This window comes from Rhodopirellula sp. JB055, from assembly GCF_043100905.1.
GTDB lineage: Bacteria > Planctomycetota > Planctomycetia > Pirellulales > Pirellulaceae > Rhodopirellula.
Genome location: NZ_JBICHO010000504.1, coordinates 1 through 15,871 on the forward strand (window position 1 = coordinate 1; position 15,871 = coordinate 15,871).

The following is a 15,871-nucleotide window of genomic DNA, read 5'->3' on the forward strand; positions in this document are numbered from 1 at the left end:
TTCGTATCGCTCGATCCATTTCCAGTCGCCTTCGCGAATGGCTCCGCCTGGGAAGCCGCCTTGGTTGCTGTAGTGTGGGTAGTGCCAGTAAAGAGCATCTCGGTCCAGTGATTCTTCGCCACGCAGCAGTGGTTGGAGCGAAACGCCATCGAGTTGTTGTTGCTGGGGCGTCGTCTGTCCGCGGGGGAACTCCACCAGAAAATTGGGATGGCGAGTCAGTGGTCTTGGACTCGGGAGCTGAATGGATGTTGCGGCCGGGGGAATTGGTGTCCGTTGACTTGGCTGAACAAAGCGAAGTCAAAGGTTTCTTTGTCCCTTTTGATGCGATTGACGAGGAGGCAGGGGAAACGTTTCTGTATGTGGTTCAGGACGGTTCGGCTTCCAAGTTCAGCGTCGAAGTGGTCCCTCGGGAAAACCTGGACACGGGTTCGATGATTGAGGTGCAGTCGCCAGAACTTCGCGAAGGATTGCAAATCGTCGTCCGCGGCGTGCACTACCTCACCGACGGTGAACGAGTGCGAATCGTGGGCGCAGCTCGAAAGTTCGATGAACTGGAAGAAGGGCATTTGATTGGCAGCCCCGGGCCGTCGATCGTGACGGAGGGATCCGCAGAATGAACCTGCCATCCTTGGCGGTGAAGTACCGCCCCATCGTTTTCTCGTTAGCGATTTTGGCCATGGCGTGGGGGGCAATCACCTATGTCACCATCCCGCGACGAGAGGATCCGGAGTTCACAATTCGCGTCTGTGTGGTCTCCACGTCTTGGCCGGGCGCACCGGCCGAAACCGTGGAGGAACTGATTACCGACAAGATCGAACAAAGTTTGACCAGCATTGAAGAGGTTGAGCTGACACGGTCGACCACACTGACCGGTCAGTCCACCGTGTTTGTCGAATTGGAAGACAACATTCCGCCGGCGGACATCCAAAATGTTTGGGACAAGGTTCGCGCTCGGGTGGACTTGGTGCCGATGCCTGCCGAGCATGTCACTCCCATTGTCAATGATGAGTTCGGTGACACTGCTGTGTTATTGTTGGGCATCCATCAAACACCGTCCAAAAGCCGTGAGGCAATTCGTCCTCAAGATCGCTACACGCTACGTCAATTGGAAGAGTACGCGGAAGATGTGCAGGACGCTTTGCGGTTGTTACCAGGTGTCGCGAAAGTCGATATGTTCGGCCAGCGGTCCGAGGCGATTTTCATTGAAACGGACCTTGCCAACTGGGCCCAATTGGAACTGACCACCAATCAACTGGAATCGTTGGCGGATGATCGGAATATCATTCAGGCCGGTGGAGAACTGGACACCGAATCGGGGCATTTCTCGGTCAAGACGGAAGGTGAGTTCAATGCGGTGGACGAGATCACACAGATTGCCAGCACCGTTCGAACCCGTCGAGGTGACAATCGCGTTCCCTTGGCTGAGCTTGGTCTGACCGTCACGCGTGACTACGAAGACCCTGCCAACTACATCTGCCGAGTGGGCGACGCACAAGGCAGCACGCCTGCGGTGATGTTGGGGATCACGATGAAATCGGGTTCCAACATCATTGATGTTTGTGGAGCCGCGAAGCACCGAGTTTGGGAAATGTCAGAGGTGGAACAACGGTTGCCGCCGGACATTGCTGTGACTGCGGTCTCCGATCAAAGCGAAAGCGTGGCAAAGAAGATTCGCGATGTAATCATCAATGTTGTGGAAGCCGTCCTGATTGTGGTGGTGGTGGTTTACTTGGTGGTTGGCTTTCGCACGTCGTTTGTGATGGCCGCGAATATTCCGATCGTGGTTGTCGTCACGGTTGGTTTGATTTCGCTTTTTGGCGTGCAACTTGAACAAATTTCGCTCGCTGCGATGATCATTTCGTTGGGGTTGTTGGTCGACAATGCGGTGCAGGTGTGTGACCAAGCCAGGTCCAATCAAATCGCAGGGATGGATCCGTTTCCAGCGGCGATTGACGGGGCCAACACCTTGGCCATTCCGATGCTGGTTGGCACGCTCACCACGATGGCAGCATTTGTCCCAATGCTGGTGAGCTTGGAAGGTGGGGGGAAGGAATACGTTTACAGTTTGCCGGTCACCGTTTCGACCACGCTTGCCCTCAGTTGGGTGTTGGCAATGTCGTTGTGTGTGATCTTGGCGGGGATGTTCATCCGGGCTCCCCAAGCCGATCAAACGGGATCGCCCGTGGTCGCGGCATGGAACCGGATGACTCGATGGATGCCACGCCGGAAACGTCGAATTGGTCAATCAACCGAAGGCACCACGTCCGGCGGTTCCAATCCCAAACGCGAGAACCTGGCGTTCCAACTGTATGGATGGTCGGGCAGTTTAGCGGTCAAATTCAAATGGCTGACGGCGTTGGCGACGCTCGGGTTGATGATTGGCATCATGGTATTGCCGGTGAGTTCGGAATTCTTTCCGGATGCGGATGGGACTCAGTTTGCGGTCAAGGTGATTTTGCCTGAAACGGCAACGATCGAACAAACTGACCAGGTCACGCAGCAAGTCGAAACGATTCTTCAGCGATTGGGAACTGAGAATTTGGCGACCAATGGATTCGCCAAGCCTCCACTTCGCGTGTATCGATCTCTAGTTGGTGGTGGTGGTTCACGCTGGCATCTGGGTTGGGATCCCGAGCCGAAAACACGGTCTTTCGCAGAGATTTTAGTGCGGACAACGGACGCATCGGTGACGAAACAGTTCGCTCAACGCGTGCGGGAAATTGCGGAGCGTGGCGATGAATCCATGGGAATTGATCCGATCGTGGGGGCTCGAATCGTTCCTGTCCGATTGGCACTTGGTCCTCCTGCGGACCCACTCGTCTTTCGAATTTCAGGCAGTGGTTTCGCAGATCCAGCGGTGTTGCGGGAAGCGTCGGACAAGCTGAAGCAACTCGTCAGGGACCAGCACGAAACGTGGGACGTTTCGGATTCATGGGGAGTGGACGGTTACCAAATTCAAGTTGCGGTGGAACAAGACCGAGCCTCCTTGGTCGGTGTCACCAATTCCCAGATTGCACGAACGTTGAATTCTTACTACTCGGGTTTGCAGTTGACGACGTTTCGTGAAGGCGACCATGAGGTGCCGGTCTATTTTCGCTTGAAAGCCAGCGAACGTGAATCGGTTCGCGGTCTGCAAGAAGCGTATGTTGAAGGGGATCGTGGGAAGGTGCCGCTGGCCTCCTTGGCGGTTCTCCGGCCAACGCTTGAGCTCGCGAAAATCGAACGTCGTAAAATGAATCGAACGATCGAAGTCAGTTCACAAATGGAGCCGGGGGTCACTGGAAACGACGTGGTCTCGCGAGTGTTGCATTCGCCAGAGATGCGACAATTGCAGGATGAGCTGCCAACGGGATACTGGATTGAACCCGGTGGTGCGTACGAGGAGAGTGCCGAAGCGGGCGGGCAGATGATGATGTCGTTCGCGATTTCGTTTCTGTTGATCGTTTTGTGTTTGATCTTTCAGTACAACGGTTGGTCCAAACCGTTGATCATTCTGTCCACGTTGCCATTGGCCTTGGTAGGGGCGTGGTTGGGTTTGTACCTGTCGGACAAATCGCTGGGGTTCATGCCGCAATTGGGGATCTTGGCTCTGTTTGGCATTGTGCTGAATACCGCGATCATCTTCGTTGAATTCGCCGATATTTTGATCTCAGAACGTTCCCAAGCCAAAGCTTCCAAGGGGGAAGACGATGGTCCGATCGTTGGTTTGACCCAAGCCGAATTTCGTGATTGCTTGATCGAGGCGGGCAAGCAGCGGATGTTGCCGATCTTCCTCACCACTGCGACGACGGTGGGAGGGTTGTTGCCTTTGGCCTTGAGCGGCGGTCCGCTGTGGGAAGGCTTGGCATGGTGCATGATCGTGGGGTTGTTGATGACGACCACGTTGACGTTGATCATCGTGCCCGCCTTCTATGCGATTTTGGTCGAAACGTTTCGAGTCGTGCCAGTCAATCGTGCCTGATCATTCACGACATCTGTCGGTTGGTATCAGTCAGCCAGTTCGCTCATGAACTGAGTCAGAAATGTCTTCATGAACCGTTCTCGCTCGGTCGCGATCTGACGGGCCGGATCGGTGTGAAGCATTTCTCGCAAGCGAAACAACTTTTGATAAAAGTGGCCTGCACCGGTCTTGGGGCCGTTCAGATCACTTGGGTCGTGCCCAGCGATGTGGAAGGGTTGTCCCACGGTTGCGCCGTATTCGATCGTTCGTACGATCCCAATCGCCCCCAACGCGTCCAACCGATCGGCATCCTGAACGATTTTTCCTTCCAAGGAGAGTTCTTCGGCGGTGTCGTGTTTTCGAAAGGAAAGGTTGTCGACGATGTGAGCAACATGATCGATTGTGGGTGTGTCGACTGGGAGGTCGCCCAAAATTTGCCGTGAGAACTCGGCGCTGCGTTCGACTCCCTCATGAAATTTCGCGTCACCAACATCATGCAGCAACGCCGCGAGTTCGATCACAAAGCGATCACCGCCCGTTTGTGCTTGGATGTCGCAAGCTGTGCGATGGACACGCCGGACGTGATCGAATCCGTGCCCGGCTTGTTGGTCAGCCATCCGCTGGCTCACAATGTTGGTCACGTTCTGGATGATTGTTTCAGATGGGTTCATCTTTGAATCGTAACCGGACAGCAAATTCAATCGTAGGTGGCGGTGAACCTTGGTCGGTCATCAAGCATCTCGACGTGGTGGAATCGTGCGTTGCGAGGTGGTCGATGATCGAGTGCGTTTGACAGGCCATGCAGTCACGATTCTGGTATCTCGCTTGAAAGTGCAAGTGGATGGAAGGTATTCGGGATGGATTTGAGATCGTTCGAGGAGAGAGATGGGGTTGGGTGCTGGCGTTTGTTCCGCGACACCGTGCATCGAGTGAATCGCCGCGACTATTCGTTGGAACAGTTGAATGCGTGGGCTCCGGAATCGGTGGACTTGGATGCCTGGTGCGATCGATTCCAAGGTCGCGTTGCCTTGGTGGTCGAGTTGGATTCGAAGCTGATCGGATTCGCGGACATGACCCGCGACGGCTACTTGGATCGGTTGTTTGTTTCAGCGGATCATCAACGGCGAGGTGTTGCGAAGTTGATTTGGAGTGGGCTGGATGCACATCTTCGCCGACTTGAGTGCGAGACTGTTTTGACGGAGGCGAGCATCACTGCGAAACCGTTTTTTGAATCGGTTGGCTTTCGGGTGTTGCAGCGTCAGAGCGTGGAATGTCGAGGTGTTTCGTTGGACAACTTCCGGATGGAATGGAAGCGTGAAAAGTCTGGCCAGGGGGGGTAAACGGACCATCCTTTCCGCACGGTCGGTATCACTGGAACTGTAATTGGTTGGGGAAGGCGTTTCTCACGAACGAGCAGAGGATTCCTTGGCATTTTGGATGCAAGGCGTCGATTCATGACCCATGTTGTTGAAGTTGCTTTGGTCTTTTGCGAACAAAGCATTGGGGCACCGAAACAACATCAACAGCTTGGACCGTGAAGGTGCGCGCTGTTGCTGACGATTGCCCCAAGGATCATTGATGCCGACGTCCTCTTTACGCGAAGAACTGAAGAAAAGAGAACCGTTTCGATCGCTCGAGCAAGAAGCCATGCTGGGGATTCTTCGTACCAGCGATTTGCTTGAAAATCGATTGGCTCGTTTGCTGCGAAAATATGGGCTGACGCCTTCGCAGTACAACGCGATGCGGATCATGCGTGGCGAAGGCGAACCGATGCCCTGCTTGGAAGTTGCCAATCGGATGATCCAGGTGGCTCCCGCGATCACGCGCGTGGTCGACCAATTGCTCCATCGAGATTTGGTGCACAAGAAGCAATCAAGTCAGGATCGTCGCGTCTTTCTGGTTGGCTTGACGGAGGAGGGCCTCGTCTTGCTCCGCCAATTGGATGAGCCGATTCAGAATTTGCATCGCGAATTGTTGGGGCACGTCAGCGCGGAAGATCTTCATGCGCTCAATCGAATTTTGCAAATCGCCCGCGAAAGTGTGGTGGAGTCGTCTGGTTCGGATTCGTAACGACCCGTTTTGTGGTTCGTGACGGATCATTCAGGCTTCAGCGAGTCAGCCGTGGGTGTTCATTTCGCGTCAATCGTGCGTCGAAACTGCCAACCAAAGCGACCTCTGGTAAAGTTTCTCGTTTGAGCGGCGGTTTTCTGGTTCAACCGCAACTGGTTCCAAGGTGCGGTGAGTTGTGTCACGACGCGGACGCAATGCAATCGTGCCGCCGATTTTGAACAAAAATGACTGAACGAATTGCTCCTGATGAATCGCAACCCCGGATTACCAAGCTGATCGCCGATGCGCGATCAGGAGATCAAAACGCGTTGGGAGAATTGCTGGACAGTTACCGAAAGTTTGTCAAGTTTTTGGCTCGCTCTGGTTTGCATCATCATTTGCAAGGCAAAGCCGACCCGTCGGATTTGGCTCAAGAGGTTTGCATCGCGGCACACGAGAACATGGCAGATTTTCGCGGCCAATCCCCGGAGGAATTCGCGGGTTGGTTGCGAGGCATCTTGCAGAACATTCTGGCAATGCACCTGCGAAAGTACTTGGGGACAAAGAAACGCGACCCCCGGTTGGAGCAGAATTTGAATGCCAGTCTGGCGAACGCATCGGGATTCTTGCAATCCAAGATCGCCGCGGATGTCACATCACCAAGTCAACACTTTGCTCGCAACGAAGCTTTCTTGCAATTGGCGGAGGCACTCGAGGCGCTGCCGGAACATTATCGCGAGGTCATTTTGCTGCGTCATGTCGAAGGCATGTCCTTCGCGGATGTCGCCGCGAGGGTGGGGAAGAGCGTGGATAGCGTTGAGAAGCTTTGGGTCCGTGGACTTGCGAAATTGCGAACCATCATGACTTGAGTGTGGTGAGCGAACGAGACGGCAGACGATCAACTGAACGAAGAGAGAATCATGGCCACTTTCGATGAAACCAATGACAACGGCGTGGTCGCTGCGGTCAAGGACTACATGCAGTTGCTCGAGCACGGGAAAGCTCCTTCGATCGACGCATTCGTGGCGGAGCACTCCAGCATTGAAGAGGAACTGCGTCCAGCTCTGGAAGGGCTGGCTATGTTGCATGGCGTGGAATCCCCGTCGGATTCACCGGCGAGCGTGGAGGGCCCCGATTCCGAATTCACTGCCAAACCCATCGGTGATTTCCAAATCGTCGGTGAGCTCGGTCGCGGAGGAATGGGCGTTGTCTACGAGGCCATCCAGCTTTCTCTTGGCCGCAAGGTGGCTTTGAAAGTCCTGCCGTTTGCCAGCGGTTTGGACGAAGTGCGATTGCAACGTTTCCGCAACGAAGCGCATGCGGCGGCGGCTCTGCACCACACCAACATCGTGCCTGTTTATGCCGTCGGGAGTGATCGTGGAGTGCATTACTACGCGATGCAGATGATCGAGGGACGCACGCTGGCGGATGTGATCGATGAGATGCGTCAGGAAACCAAGCAAGGGAAATCAAACGACACCCAACCGATGCGTGATACGGTCAGTGCCGCGACGACTCGTTCGAACAACACGACGTCGATGGGCACCTCGATGGGGCGGCGACGGTACTACGAATCGGCCGTTCGCATGGCACACGAAGCCGCGATCGCGATCGAGCACGCGCATCAGTACGGCGTCATCCACCGAGACATCAAACCGGGGAACTTGTTGATCGACGGTGCCGGCAAAGTGTGGGTGACGGACTTTGGTTTGGCACACATTGAATCCGACACCAACAACCTGACTCGGACAGGCGACCCGATGGGGACGTTGCGGTACGCTTCGCCCGAACAAGCGTCCGGAAACCGGATGATCTTGGATCATCGAACCGACGTGTATTCTTTTGGCGTGACACTTTACGAATTGTTGACCCTGCGACCCGCCATCGAAGGCGAAGGTTTTCGCGAATTGCTCAATGCGGTGATTGAGGTCGACCCGCCATCGCCGATGTCAATCGCACCGGATTTGCCCACAGAGTTGGACACGATCGTTCGCAAAGCCATCGCAAAGCAGCCGTCCGAACGTTACGCGACGATGAAGGCTCTCGCGGACGATTTGCAATGTTGGTTGGATGACAAACCGATCCAAGCCAAACCTCCGACGGCACTTGAACGGTTGGCCAAATGGCGTCGCCGCAACAGTGGTTTAGTGGCAGCAGCCTTTGGAATGTTGTTGATTGCTTCGGTCGCTTTGTTGGTGACGGCGTTGCTCGTTTGGGGAGAACAACGGCAAACCCAAATGGCTCTCGATCGCGAAACACAGCAACGGGAATTGGCTGAGGAAAGCTTTCGGCAAGCTCGTGCGGCCGTCGACGCATTCAGTGAGCTGAGTGAAAGCGAATTGGCCTATCGAGCTGGGCTTCAGGATCTGCGGCGGACTTTCCTCGAAACATCTTTGTCGTTTTATCGTGACTTCTTAGAACTTCGTGCCGATGACCCGGCTTTGACAAGCGAATTGGCAAAGACCTCGGCTCGTGTGGAAGCCATGGTCGAGGAACTGCAGTTGCTCGAGAACATCGGTCCGTTGTTACAACTCTTAGAAGAGAGCGTTCAAAAAGAGTTGCAGATCGATCGCGAGAAGGCGGCCGCGATCACTGATGCCGTCAAAATGCTGCAATCGGAACGGCATTACTTGGCCAATGAAAACCCCGGCAACCTGTCGATTGAGAATGCCGAAATGACAGAACTGTTGGAATCGTTCGATTCGTTCATGAGAGAGCAACTGAGTGCACAGCAAGTCGAACGTTTGCGACAAATCGCTCGGCAACGTCGATTGCCGTTCACTTTCAAATCCGCCGAAGTTGTCGCGGCTCTGGAACTGACTCGCGAGCAAAGAGCGAGGATCGATCAAATCATTGAAGAAACGCGTCCTTCACGCCGCGGAGGAGGTGACGGCGATCGAGGGCCCCGCGATCGAGAAAATGGCCGACGTGGTTCAGGACCAGAGGGATTCGAGTTGGGGATGCGAGGGCGATTTGATGGTGACCGGTCGCCCGACGGAATTGGTTCCCGTGGCGGCCGGCCACCCGAATTCGGCCGGCCTCCTGAGATGAATGGTCCACCTGAATTTGGTGGCCCGCGTGGTAAGAAAGGGCCTTCTGGTTTCAATGGGCCGCCGCACGACATGTGGAATTCGGAAGGAACCCGCTATACCGTCGAGAAAATTCTGGAGATATTGACACCTGAGCAACGAGAGAAATGGAATGAATTGATCGGCGAAGCGTTCGTTCAGTGATCGAGTGAATACGATCTGAAGTTACCTGTTTTGACGAAGCAGGTCCGTGACACCTTGTTGGGAGTTTGGATGCGGATTCTGGTGCTGACAGTGGGGACGCGAGGCGACGTGCAGCCGTACGTTGCCTTGGCCGTTGGGCTGAAGGAGGCGGGGCACGAAGTGCGAATTTGCACCTGCCAGATCTTCGAAGACTTCATCCATTCGCATGGAATCGACTACGCTCCACTGAACAACGACATTCGCGATTTCATGGAATCGAAGGATGGTCGCATGGCAATGGAAACAACCACCAACTTGTTTCAAGCCGTTCGGACGGGTGTTCGATTGATGCCAAAACTGACAGACATGATGCATCGTCAGGTCAACGAGATGTGGGCGGCGGCCAATTCCTTTCAACCGGACTTGATTCTATTTCATAAGAAAGCCATCGGCGCAGAAGACTTTGCAGAACGTCTCGGGTGTCGTTGTGCCCTCGCGTTCTACCTGCCGCTGTATGTGCCCACGGGGGAGTCGCCTGCGTTTGGGTTTCCAAGGTTGCCGTTGGGCCGCTGGTACAACATCGCGACTTATCGCGCCATCGAATTCATCACTCGCCGTAGTGGAGGTCGGTTTGTGGGCAAGTGGCGGCGGTCGCTAGGAATGCCAAAGAAGCGTCCGCCGTATTTTCGTCATGCGGATGGCAGACCCGTCGCCGCGTTGCATGCCTACAGTCCGGCGGTGATTCCGAGACCAAGCGATTGGCCTGAGCACGCGACGGTGACTGGGTATTGGTTCTTGGATGCTCCCAATGAATTCGAGCCCGCTCCGACGCTGGTGGAGTTTCTTCAACAAGGACCACCACCCATCTACGTTGGTTTCGGAAGCATCTTCGGACGCGATCCACGCGCGACGGCCGAACGTGTCATCGAAGCGGTTCGCTTGTCGGGGCAACGTGCAATCTTGGCTCCGGGTTGGGGCGGAATGGATCTGCGGGAGTTCGATCTGCCGGAGACAATGCTTTCCATCGATGCGGTTCCACACGATTGGTTGTTCCCTCAAGTCTCCGCGGTGATTCACCATGGCGGTTGCGGAACCACGGCCGCCGGGCTTCGCGCCGGTCGACGCACGATCATCTGTCCCTTCTTTGGTGACCAACCGTTTTGGGGTCGAGTGGTTCATGAGCTCGGCGTTGGCCCCCAACCGATCCCGCAACGAAAACTCACGTCCGAACGGCTTGCCCAGGCCATTTCTCAAACGATGGATGATCACGAGATGGAAGTTCGGGCTGACCAACTTGGCAAACAAATCCGATTGGAATCGGGCGTGCAGAACGCCGTGCGATTCATTGATGAGCTGAATATTTGATCAGCTCGCAGCGTCTGCGTGACACGAATCTCTCGATCGTTCCAACGCATCAGAAACGGTCATCGATTTCCGGTTGTCGAAAGAGGTTCTCAACGCATATAGGACGGGCACTCTTGCCCGTCAAAGTCGTGGATGTCGGCTAAGAGTGGCCAACCTACAACAACTCTCAAACGCGTGAGCAAGGGATTGGATGCAACTCCCTTCCTCGCTGACGCTTCGGGTTATGATTGGGCGCTCGTTGTCGCGGGCCATGTTGGAGCTTTCGCGGTTGATCATTTCAGTCTCTCGTTGCTGCATCCCTTTTTGATGATCCGAACCATTTTGTTGAGTCTGTTTGTCTTGAATCCTGTCTTGGCAATCGGGAGTGAACCCATTCGCTGGTCGGCTGATTCGGCGCAAGCGAACGTTGTTGCAACGCACGGCAAAGCAGCGTTGTGTGCCGGGATCGAGGGGGAAAGCTGGTTGTTCAACGCGCAAACGGTGCTGGAGCCACAAGGCGCACACGACGTTTTGAAGTCGGGCGAGTATTCGCTCGTTGTTTGGGTGAACCCCTACCGCTTGAATGCTGGTCAACAAATCATCGCGGCCAAGAATCGCTATTCCTTGGGTGAACGCGAATGGTCGCTGATGCTGGATCGCAATCACCAGTTCAGCCTCTATGTGTACCGAAATGGATGGCAAACCATCTCTGGGCCGGAACCTGAGCTCGGCCACTGGTATCAACTCTGCATGGTCATGAAACCGGAGTCGGCGGAGTTGTACGTCAACGGTGAACGGGCGGGATCGTTGGAGCTGGATCAACCCATGCAATCCACCGACGCGCCGCTGACTTTGGGTGGAGTGAATGACGATGGGAACATTCGGCAAACCTGGAATGGTGCGATCGACGAAGTTCAGCTTCTTTCAAAAGCATTGTCGCCTGAAGAAGTGGCCGCGTCCTATCGTCCGATCGATTTGGTTCATGATGTTCCGGTTCCTCCTCAGCCGTTCCCGCTGTGGGATGAGAACGTATCGTTGGGCCGAGCCGAAGATTTGCCCGCAGTCGCCAACGTCGATTTCCAGGTGATCAAGAAATGGGACAAGCCCCGCGATGGATACACCTTCTTGCATGGCGTCTCACTGGCGTGGCACAAGGGGAAGTTGTTTGCCTCGATCGGTCACAACAAAGGGGATGAGAACACGGTGACCGAAGAAGCTCAGTTTCGCGTCAGCGACGATGAAGGAAGGACTTGGGGGCCGCTACAAGTCATTGACGCTGGTGACGAAGAAAATTTGGCCGTCAGCCACGGCGTGTTCTTCTCCCATGACGAAACCTTGTGGGCATTCCAAGGTGCCTACTACGGAAAGATGGATGACATTCACACGCGAGCCTACCGGTTGGACGATTCCACTGGGGAATGGAAACCGCTTGGCGTGATCATCGAAAATGGATTCTGGCCGATGAATCAACCTGTTCCAATGGATGACGGCAACTGGATCATGCCAGGTTTTCTTGGAAAACGCTATTCCGGTGACAAGGTGTTTCCGGCTGCGGTCGCGATCAGCCATGGAGATGACTTCACTCAGTGGGATTGGGTGAAGATTCCGGTGGACTCTTTCATTCATCGCATGTGGGGCGAGTCCAGTTTGTGGGTGGATGGTTCGACCGTTTTCAACGTCGCTCGCTACGGTGGTGACGCGAAAGCACTGGTTGCAAAAAGTGACGACTATGGTCGGACTTGGTCTCCATCAAAAGTCAGCAACCTGCCAATGGCGACGTCCAAACCTGCGGCCGGTGTTTTGAGCAACGGCCAAAGGTATCTGGTTTGTACGACGGTGGCAGCGAACGGAGGCAAGCGATCACCCCTGACGATCGCTGTCTCACGTCCCGGTGAAAATGTGTTTGCCAAGGTGTTCGTCATCCGGCGATCCATGAACGGGAACGCGCCGGGTGAGTCAGCCGGGAGTTTGAGTTTGTCGTACCCATGTGCCTTGGAACACGATGGCAAGCTGTATGTCGGGTACTCCAACAATGGCGGTCGCCGCGCCAACCAGAACAGTGCAGAGATGGCGGTGTTTCCAATCGATTCGCTTCGAATTCCTTGACGTTGGCTTGACGTTGATCAAATGGGTTTGGTGGCGACCGATTCGACCGTTGGGATCGCGTTCAAGGCGGCGATCAGTTGGCTGGCGTCGGTGTCGTCTTGTGGTTGATAGCGATAGACCAGTTCCAGCGATCCGCCTCGACGAGCGGTTTCCGCGGAAACGATCTCGTAGTTCTTGGTCAGGCGTTTCAGTTCGGATTCCCAACCACCGATGGAATGCAGACCGACTTTCAAGGTCAAACGCCAGGTCTTGTCATTCTGCAACGAGGCGTTCTCAAGCTTTGAACCGGAACGTCCACCGTTGAACTGAGTTGCCCAGGCCAACGTGATCAAACCGAGGAAGGACACCCAGTACTGGCCTGCTCCGATCGCCATACCGACGACCACGGACGCGAGAACAAACGCCACGTCTCGTGTGGACGACACCGCGGCTCGGAAGCGGACGATCGACAATGCGCCGACCAAGCTGAATGCTCGGGCGATATTGTCGCCGATGATTTGAGTCGCCATCGCGATCAGCACGCTCATCAGAACCAACGTCAAAGTGAGTTGGTCGGCGGTGTTGGACGGCGATTTGATGCGAGCGATCAGAGCCACGGCCCAGCCGCACAGCCACGCCAATGCGAGTCGCGTGGCAAGTGTCGGCAGGTTGGCATCCACTTCAGTGGAAACTTGATTCAGCCATTCAGGCATACGATACGGTCTCCGAGTTCCATTCGGATTTCGGCAATACTTCCATTGCCGGATCGAACACGGGAACCGGTTGATCCAGGTTCCAGCAGCGAACAGCGGCTCGATACTTGGAGAACCCAGTCAGTGGAATCGGAAATTCACGCAGGAGTTCTTTGAAGCGATGAGGCATGAACCGATGAAACTTTAGTTCGAGGATTTCCAAACCTGTCGCTTTCACTCGTTGCGATCGATCGGAATCGGAGTTCTCAGAAGCCACGTCCCAACCCGACGCCGGGCTGGCGTGCAGTTGGCTGTCGATGGTCAAACGCATGTTTTGACCCTGTTCGGATCCCATTCGAGCGAACCGGCGATAGTGAATTTGCGTGGTCGGTTGAAGCTCTTTCTTGATGGCTTGATCGCGGAACCAATCGCCAAAGGATGGCGTTGATGATTCGCCTTCGGTATTGCGATCATTGAGTTGAAGCAAGGTGTTCATCACTTCGTCTTCAGAACCGACGCAGCGATTTTTTTGAACTTCATTCTTTTTCTTGGATTTGCTTTCCAGCCACAATTTCGACTCGTAACCATAACGTCGAACCCGATACTTGCGACGTCCGATCCGACCCGTTTGGTGGAAAAGGTCCAGTTGAGGCGTATCCAGATACAAACTGTTGACGTCGTAACTGTCACCGGATTCGCAGTTCGGATCCGCGGTCAAATGTTCACGGGCCCATTGCTTGACTTCCGATGCCAGCGACGAATCCAGTTGGTATTTCAGTTCAATTCGTTTGTCATTCATGACGTGATGGAGTACTAAAAGCGATTTGTGAACGCAACGCCTCGCGGTCACGACGGTGATTGTCGCGAGGCGTTGATGGCAGGAACAAGCGGTGCTACTTCAGCAGGAATTCGCGACGACCATCGGCGAAGGCCTTCAAGTTCATCGCACCATGGCCACGCTGGGGTTCACTCGCATGATCGGACGCACCGTCGGCACTGGTCATGGCTTGGAAAGATTCAAACGTTCCCAGTTTTCGCGTGTCCACTTTCAAGAGAGGTTCGATCAATTTGGCTTGCGATTGAACAAATGGTCCGAGGTTTTCCCAGTTCAGCGAGTGCTCCGCGAGTTGGCGAACATTGGCGAGGTAGGCATCCCGGTATTTTGGAACCGCCAGCACTTTGCTGCGAAGTGGTTTGGTGGGATCTTCCAATCCGATCAGCGGATCCAATCCAAGTGGAGACGCCGTCGATTCAGGTCCAGGGCCATTTCCGCCGCGGGGACCGTTTTGATCAGGCCCGGCGAATCGACGAGGCTCATCGGAGTCACGCGGGCCACCATCACGGAGACCATCATCACGGCCACCATCGAATCCTCTCGGGCCACCGAAATCATCTGGTCCGCCAAAGCCACCTCGTCCGCCGCGTCCACGGCCACCTCGTCCGCCTGGCCCACCGCGTCCGCCACGTCCACCCGCCGCTCGGAAGGCTTCGTTCATATCGTGAGGAACGAAGTGGAACACGTCGTCTTTGTCCAGCACGATGCTGTAGTCGCTGGCTCGGATCCAGTAGCCGTCTGAGTTGATCAGGGTGTTGTCCAGTGCCAAGAACCAGAGCAATCCGTCGACGTCCACCATCGGTTCCAAAGCGGCGGGAAGTTCGTCGGTTGGGGTTTGATCCAGCACGCGGCACAAATCGACTAGGCGTTGGAGATCTTTGTCGTTGCCGGATTTTTGTTCGAAGGGATGGCGGTAGTCTTCCAAATTTTCGCCGTGATACTCCAATCCGCCGCCACCACGTGGTGAGCCGCTGACTTTCCAACGGGCGCCTTTGCCACTGCCGAAGTTTCGTTTGACGAAATCTTTGTTGAATTGTTCGACGTTGGTGTACACGCCCCAGTCTTCGCCGTTGATGACAACGCGAACAAAGTTGGCTCGCGGCGCTGGGATGTGTTGGTTTGCGATGTGCGAATACAGCACGGTGCTCATCATCGAATCGTCGCTGGCTCCGTTGAGCAGGTTCAACGTTTTGTAGCCGCCAATGCGTTGGTCTTCGTTGGCCATGTCGACTGAGATATTCAGCGATCGTTTGTAGCCACTTGGGACCATGCCGTAGGACGAGGCACCGCGGAAGCTGATGCCACAATTGGGATAGGATTTTCCGTCGATAGTGATGGTCGCCGGGACTTCCACGTCGGTGCTGTGGAAGGTTTCCATTTCTTCTTCCCAATCGTCATTGCTGAAGTCCAGGAAAACGGTGCGAACGATTTGGGGATCGTACAAGTCACCTTCAAGTGGCGTGACGGATTCTTTGGTGATGGTTTGCCCAGGTGTGGGTTCAGGGCGATCACGATTCATTCCGGGAGGGCCGCCACCGCGTCGGCCACCGCGACGGGCTTCGTCACCTTGAGGCGGACCAAAGCCTTGTGGAGGTCCAAAACCTTCTGGCGGGCCGAAGTCATCTGGTGGACCGAAGCCGGGGCGAGGTCCGAAATCGTCTCCGCGACCTTCGCCTCGTTGGCGTCCGCCTTCAGGGCCACGTCCTCCACCGGG

At 55.1% G+C, this 15,871-nt stretch carries 12 protein-coding genes and 1 pseudogene; 8 read left to right on the forward strand and 5 right to left on the reverse strand.

What is annotated here, in order from left to right; all coding sequences use genetic code 11:
* Positions 1–150: pseudogene (locus tag ACF8AM_RS19680) on the reverse strand (sulfatase); the annotation flags it as partial.
* Positions 151–218: 68 nt separating this feature from the next.
* Here ACF8AM_RS19680 and ACF8AM_RS19685 point away from each other — a divergent pair.
* The gene (locus ACF8AM_RS19685) at positions 219–617 is read left to right on the forward strand and encodes a hypothetical protein (RefSeq protein WP_392557287.1); all 399 of its coding nucleotides are present in this window, start codon (positions 219–221) and stop codon (positions 615–617) included.
* Complete coding sequence (locus tag ACF8AM_RS19690) at positions 614–3,961, forward strand: efflux RND transporter permease subunit (protein ID WP_392557288.1); 3,348 nt, start codon at positions 614–616, stop codon at positions 3,959–3,961. The genes ACF8AM_RS19685 and ACF8AM_RS19690 overlap by 4 nt, the downstream gene beginning before the upstream one ends.
* Before the next feature lie 26 nt (positions 3,962–3,987).
* Here the strand turns inward: ACF8AM_RS19690 and ACF8AM_RS19695 are convergent, their stop codons facing one another.
* Positions 3,988–4,611 carry an HD domain-containing protein gene (locus ACF8AM_RS19695; protein ID WP_392557289.1) on the reverse strand — a complete coding sequence of 208 codons (624 nt, stop codon included), beginning with the start codon at positions 4,609–4,611 and terminating at the stop codon, positions 3,988–3,990.
* 186 nt (positions 4,612–4,797) lie between these two features.
* Between ACF8AM_RS19695 and ACF8AM_RS19700 the strand changes: the two genes are divergently transcribed.
* From ACF8AM_RS19700 to ACF8AM_RS19725, 6 genes are all read left to right on the forward strand, one after another.
* On the forward strand, positions 4,798–5,280 hold the full coding sequence (locus tag ACF8AM_RS19700) for a GNAT family N-acetyltransferase (RefSeq protein WP_392557290.1): 483 nt from the start codon (positions 4,798–4,800) through the stop codon (positions 5,278–5,280).
* A gap of 238 nt (positions 5,281–5,518) precedes the next feature.
* The gene (locus ACF8AM_RS19705) at positions 5,519–6,010 is read left to right on the forward strand and encodes a MarR family winged helix-turn-helix transcriptional regulator (protein WP_392557291.1); all 492 of its coding nucleotides are present in this window, start codon (positions 5,519–5,521) and stop codon (positions 6,008–6,010) included.
* A 224-nt stretch (positions 6,011–6,234) separates the two neighbouring features.
* On the forward strand, positions 6,235–6,858 hold the full coding sequence (locus ACF8AM_RS19710) for a sigma-70 family RNA polymerase sigma factor (protein ID WP_392557292.1): 624 nt from the start codon (positions 6,235–6,237) through the stop codon (positions 6,856–6,858).
* A gap of 51 nt (positions 6,859–6,909) precedes the next feature.
* Positions 6,910–9,222, forward strand: a complete 2,313-nt coding sequence (locus tag ACF8AM_RS19715; protein WP_392557293.1) for a protein kinase — start codon at positions 6,910–6,912, stop codon at positions 9,220–9,222.
* Between the two features lie 30 nt (positions 9,223–9,252).
* Positions 9,253–10,566, forward strand: coding sequence for a glycosyltransferase (locus ACF8AM_RS19720; RefSeq protein WP_392557294.1), 1,314 nt, complete (start codon positions 9,253–9,255; stop codon positions 10,564–10,566).
* A 306-nt stretch (positions 10,567–10,872) separates the two neighbouring features.
* On the forward strand, positions 10,873–12,651 hold the full coding sequence (locus tag ACF8AM_RS19725) for a LamG-like jellyroll fold domain-containing protein (RefSeq protein ID WP_392557295.1): 1,779 nt from the start codon (positions 10,873–10,875) through the stop codon (positions 12,649–12,651).
* Between the two features lie 17 nt (positions 12,652–12,668).
* Here the strand turns inward: ACF8AM_RS19725 and ACF8AM_RS19730 are convergent, their stop codons facing one another.
* The 3 genes from ACF8AM_RS19730 to ACF8AM_RS19740 all read right to left on the reverse strand — a co-directional run.
* Positions 12,669–13,343, reverse strand: coding sequence for a DUF4956 domain-containing protein (locus ACF8AM_RS19730; protein ID WP_392557296.1), 675 nt, complete (start codon positions 13,341–13,343; stop codon positions 12,669–12,671).
* Complete coding sequence (locus ACF8AM_RS19735) at positions 13,336–14,121, reverse strand: polyphosphate polymerase domain-containing protein (protein ID WP_392557297.1); 786 nt, start codon at positions 14,119–14,121, stop codon at positions 13,336–13,338. The genes ACF8AM_RS19730 and ACF8AM_RS19735 overlap by 8 nt, the downstream gene beginning before the upstream one ends.
* A 94-nt stretch (positions 14,122–14,215) precedes the next feature.
* Positions 14,216–15,871, reverse strand: a 1,656-nt coding sequence (locus ACF8AM_RS19740; protein ID WP_392557298.1) for a CotH kinase family protein, incomplete at its 5' end; no start/stop codon positions are given.

Bases quoted from the DNA above. Each gene is read 5' to 3' on its own strand.
- ACF8AM_RS19690 (WP_392557288.1), top strand. From the start codon at position 614: ATGAACCTGCCATCCTTGGCGGTGAAGTACCGCCCCATCGTTTTCTCG.
- ACF8AM_RS19695 (WP_392557289.1), bottom strand. From the start codon at position 4,611: ATGAACCCATCTGAAACAATCATCCAGAACGTGACCAACATTGTGAGC.
- ACF8AM_RS19700 (WP_392557290.1), top strand. From the start codon at position 4,798: ATGGATTTGAGATCGTTCGAGGAGAGAGATGGGGTTGGGTGCTGGCGT.
- ACF8AM_RS19705 (WP_392557291.1), top strand. From the start codon at position 5,519: ATGCCGACGTCCTCTTTACGCGAAGAACTGAAGAAAAGAGAACCGTTT.
- ACF8AM_RS19710 (WP_392557292.1), top strand. From the start codon at position 6,235: ATGACTGAACGAATTGCTCCTGATGAATCGCAACCCCGGATTACCAAG.
- ACF8AM_RS19715 (WP_392557293.1), top strand. From the start codon at position 6,910: ATGGCCACTTTCGATGAAACCAATGACAACGGCGTGGTCGCTGCGGTC.
- ACF8AM_RS19725 (WP_392557295.1), top strand. From the start codon at position 10,873: ATGATCCGAACCATTTTGTTGAGTCTGTTTGTCTTGAATCCTGTCTTG.
- ACF8AM_RS19730 (WP_392557296.1), bottom strand. From the start codon at position 13,343: ATGCCTGAATGGCTGAATCAAGTTTCCACTGAAGTGGATGCCAACCTG.
- ACF8AM_RS19735 (WP_392557297.1), bottom strand. From the start codon at position 14,121: ATGAATGACAAACGAATTGAACTGAAATACCAACTGGATTCGTCGCTG.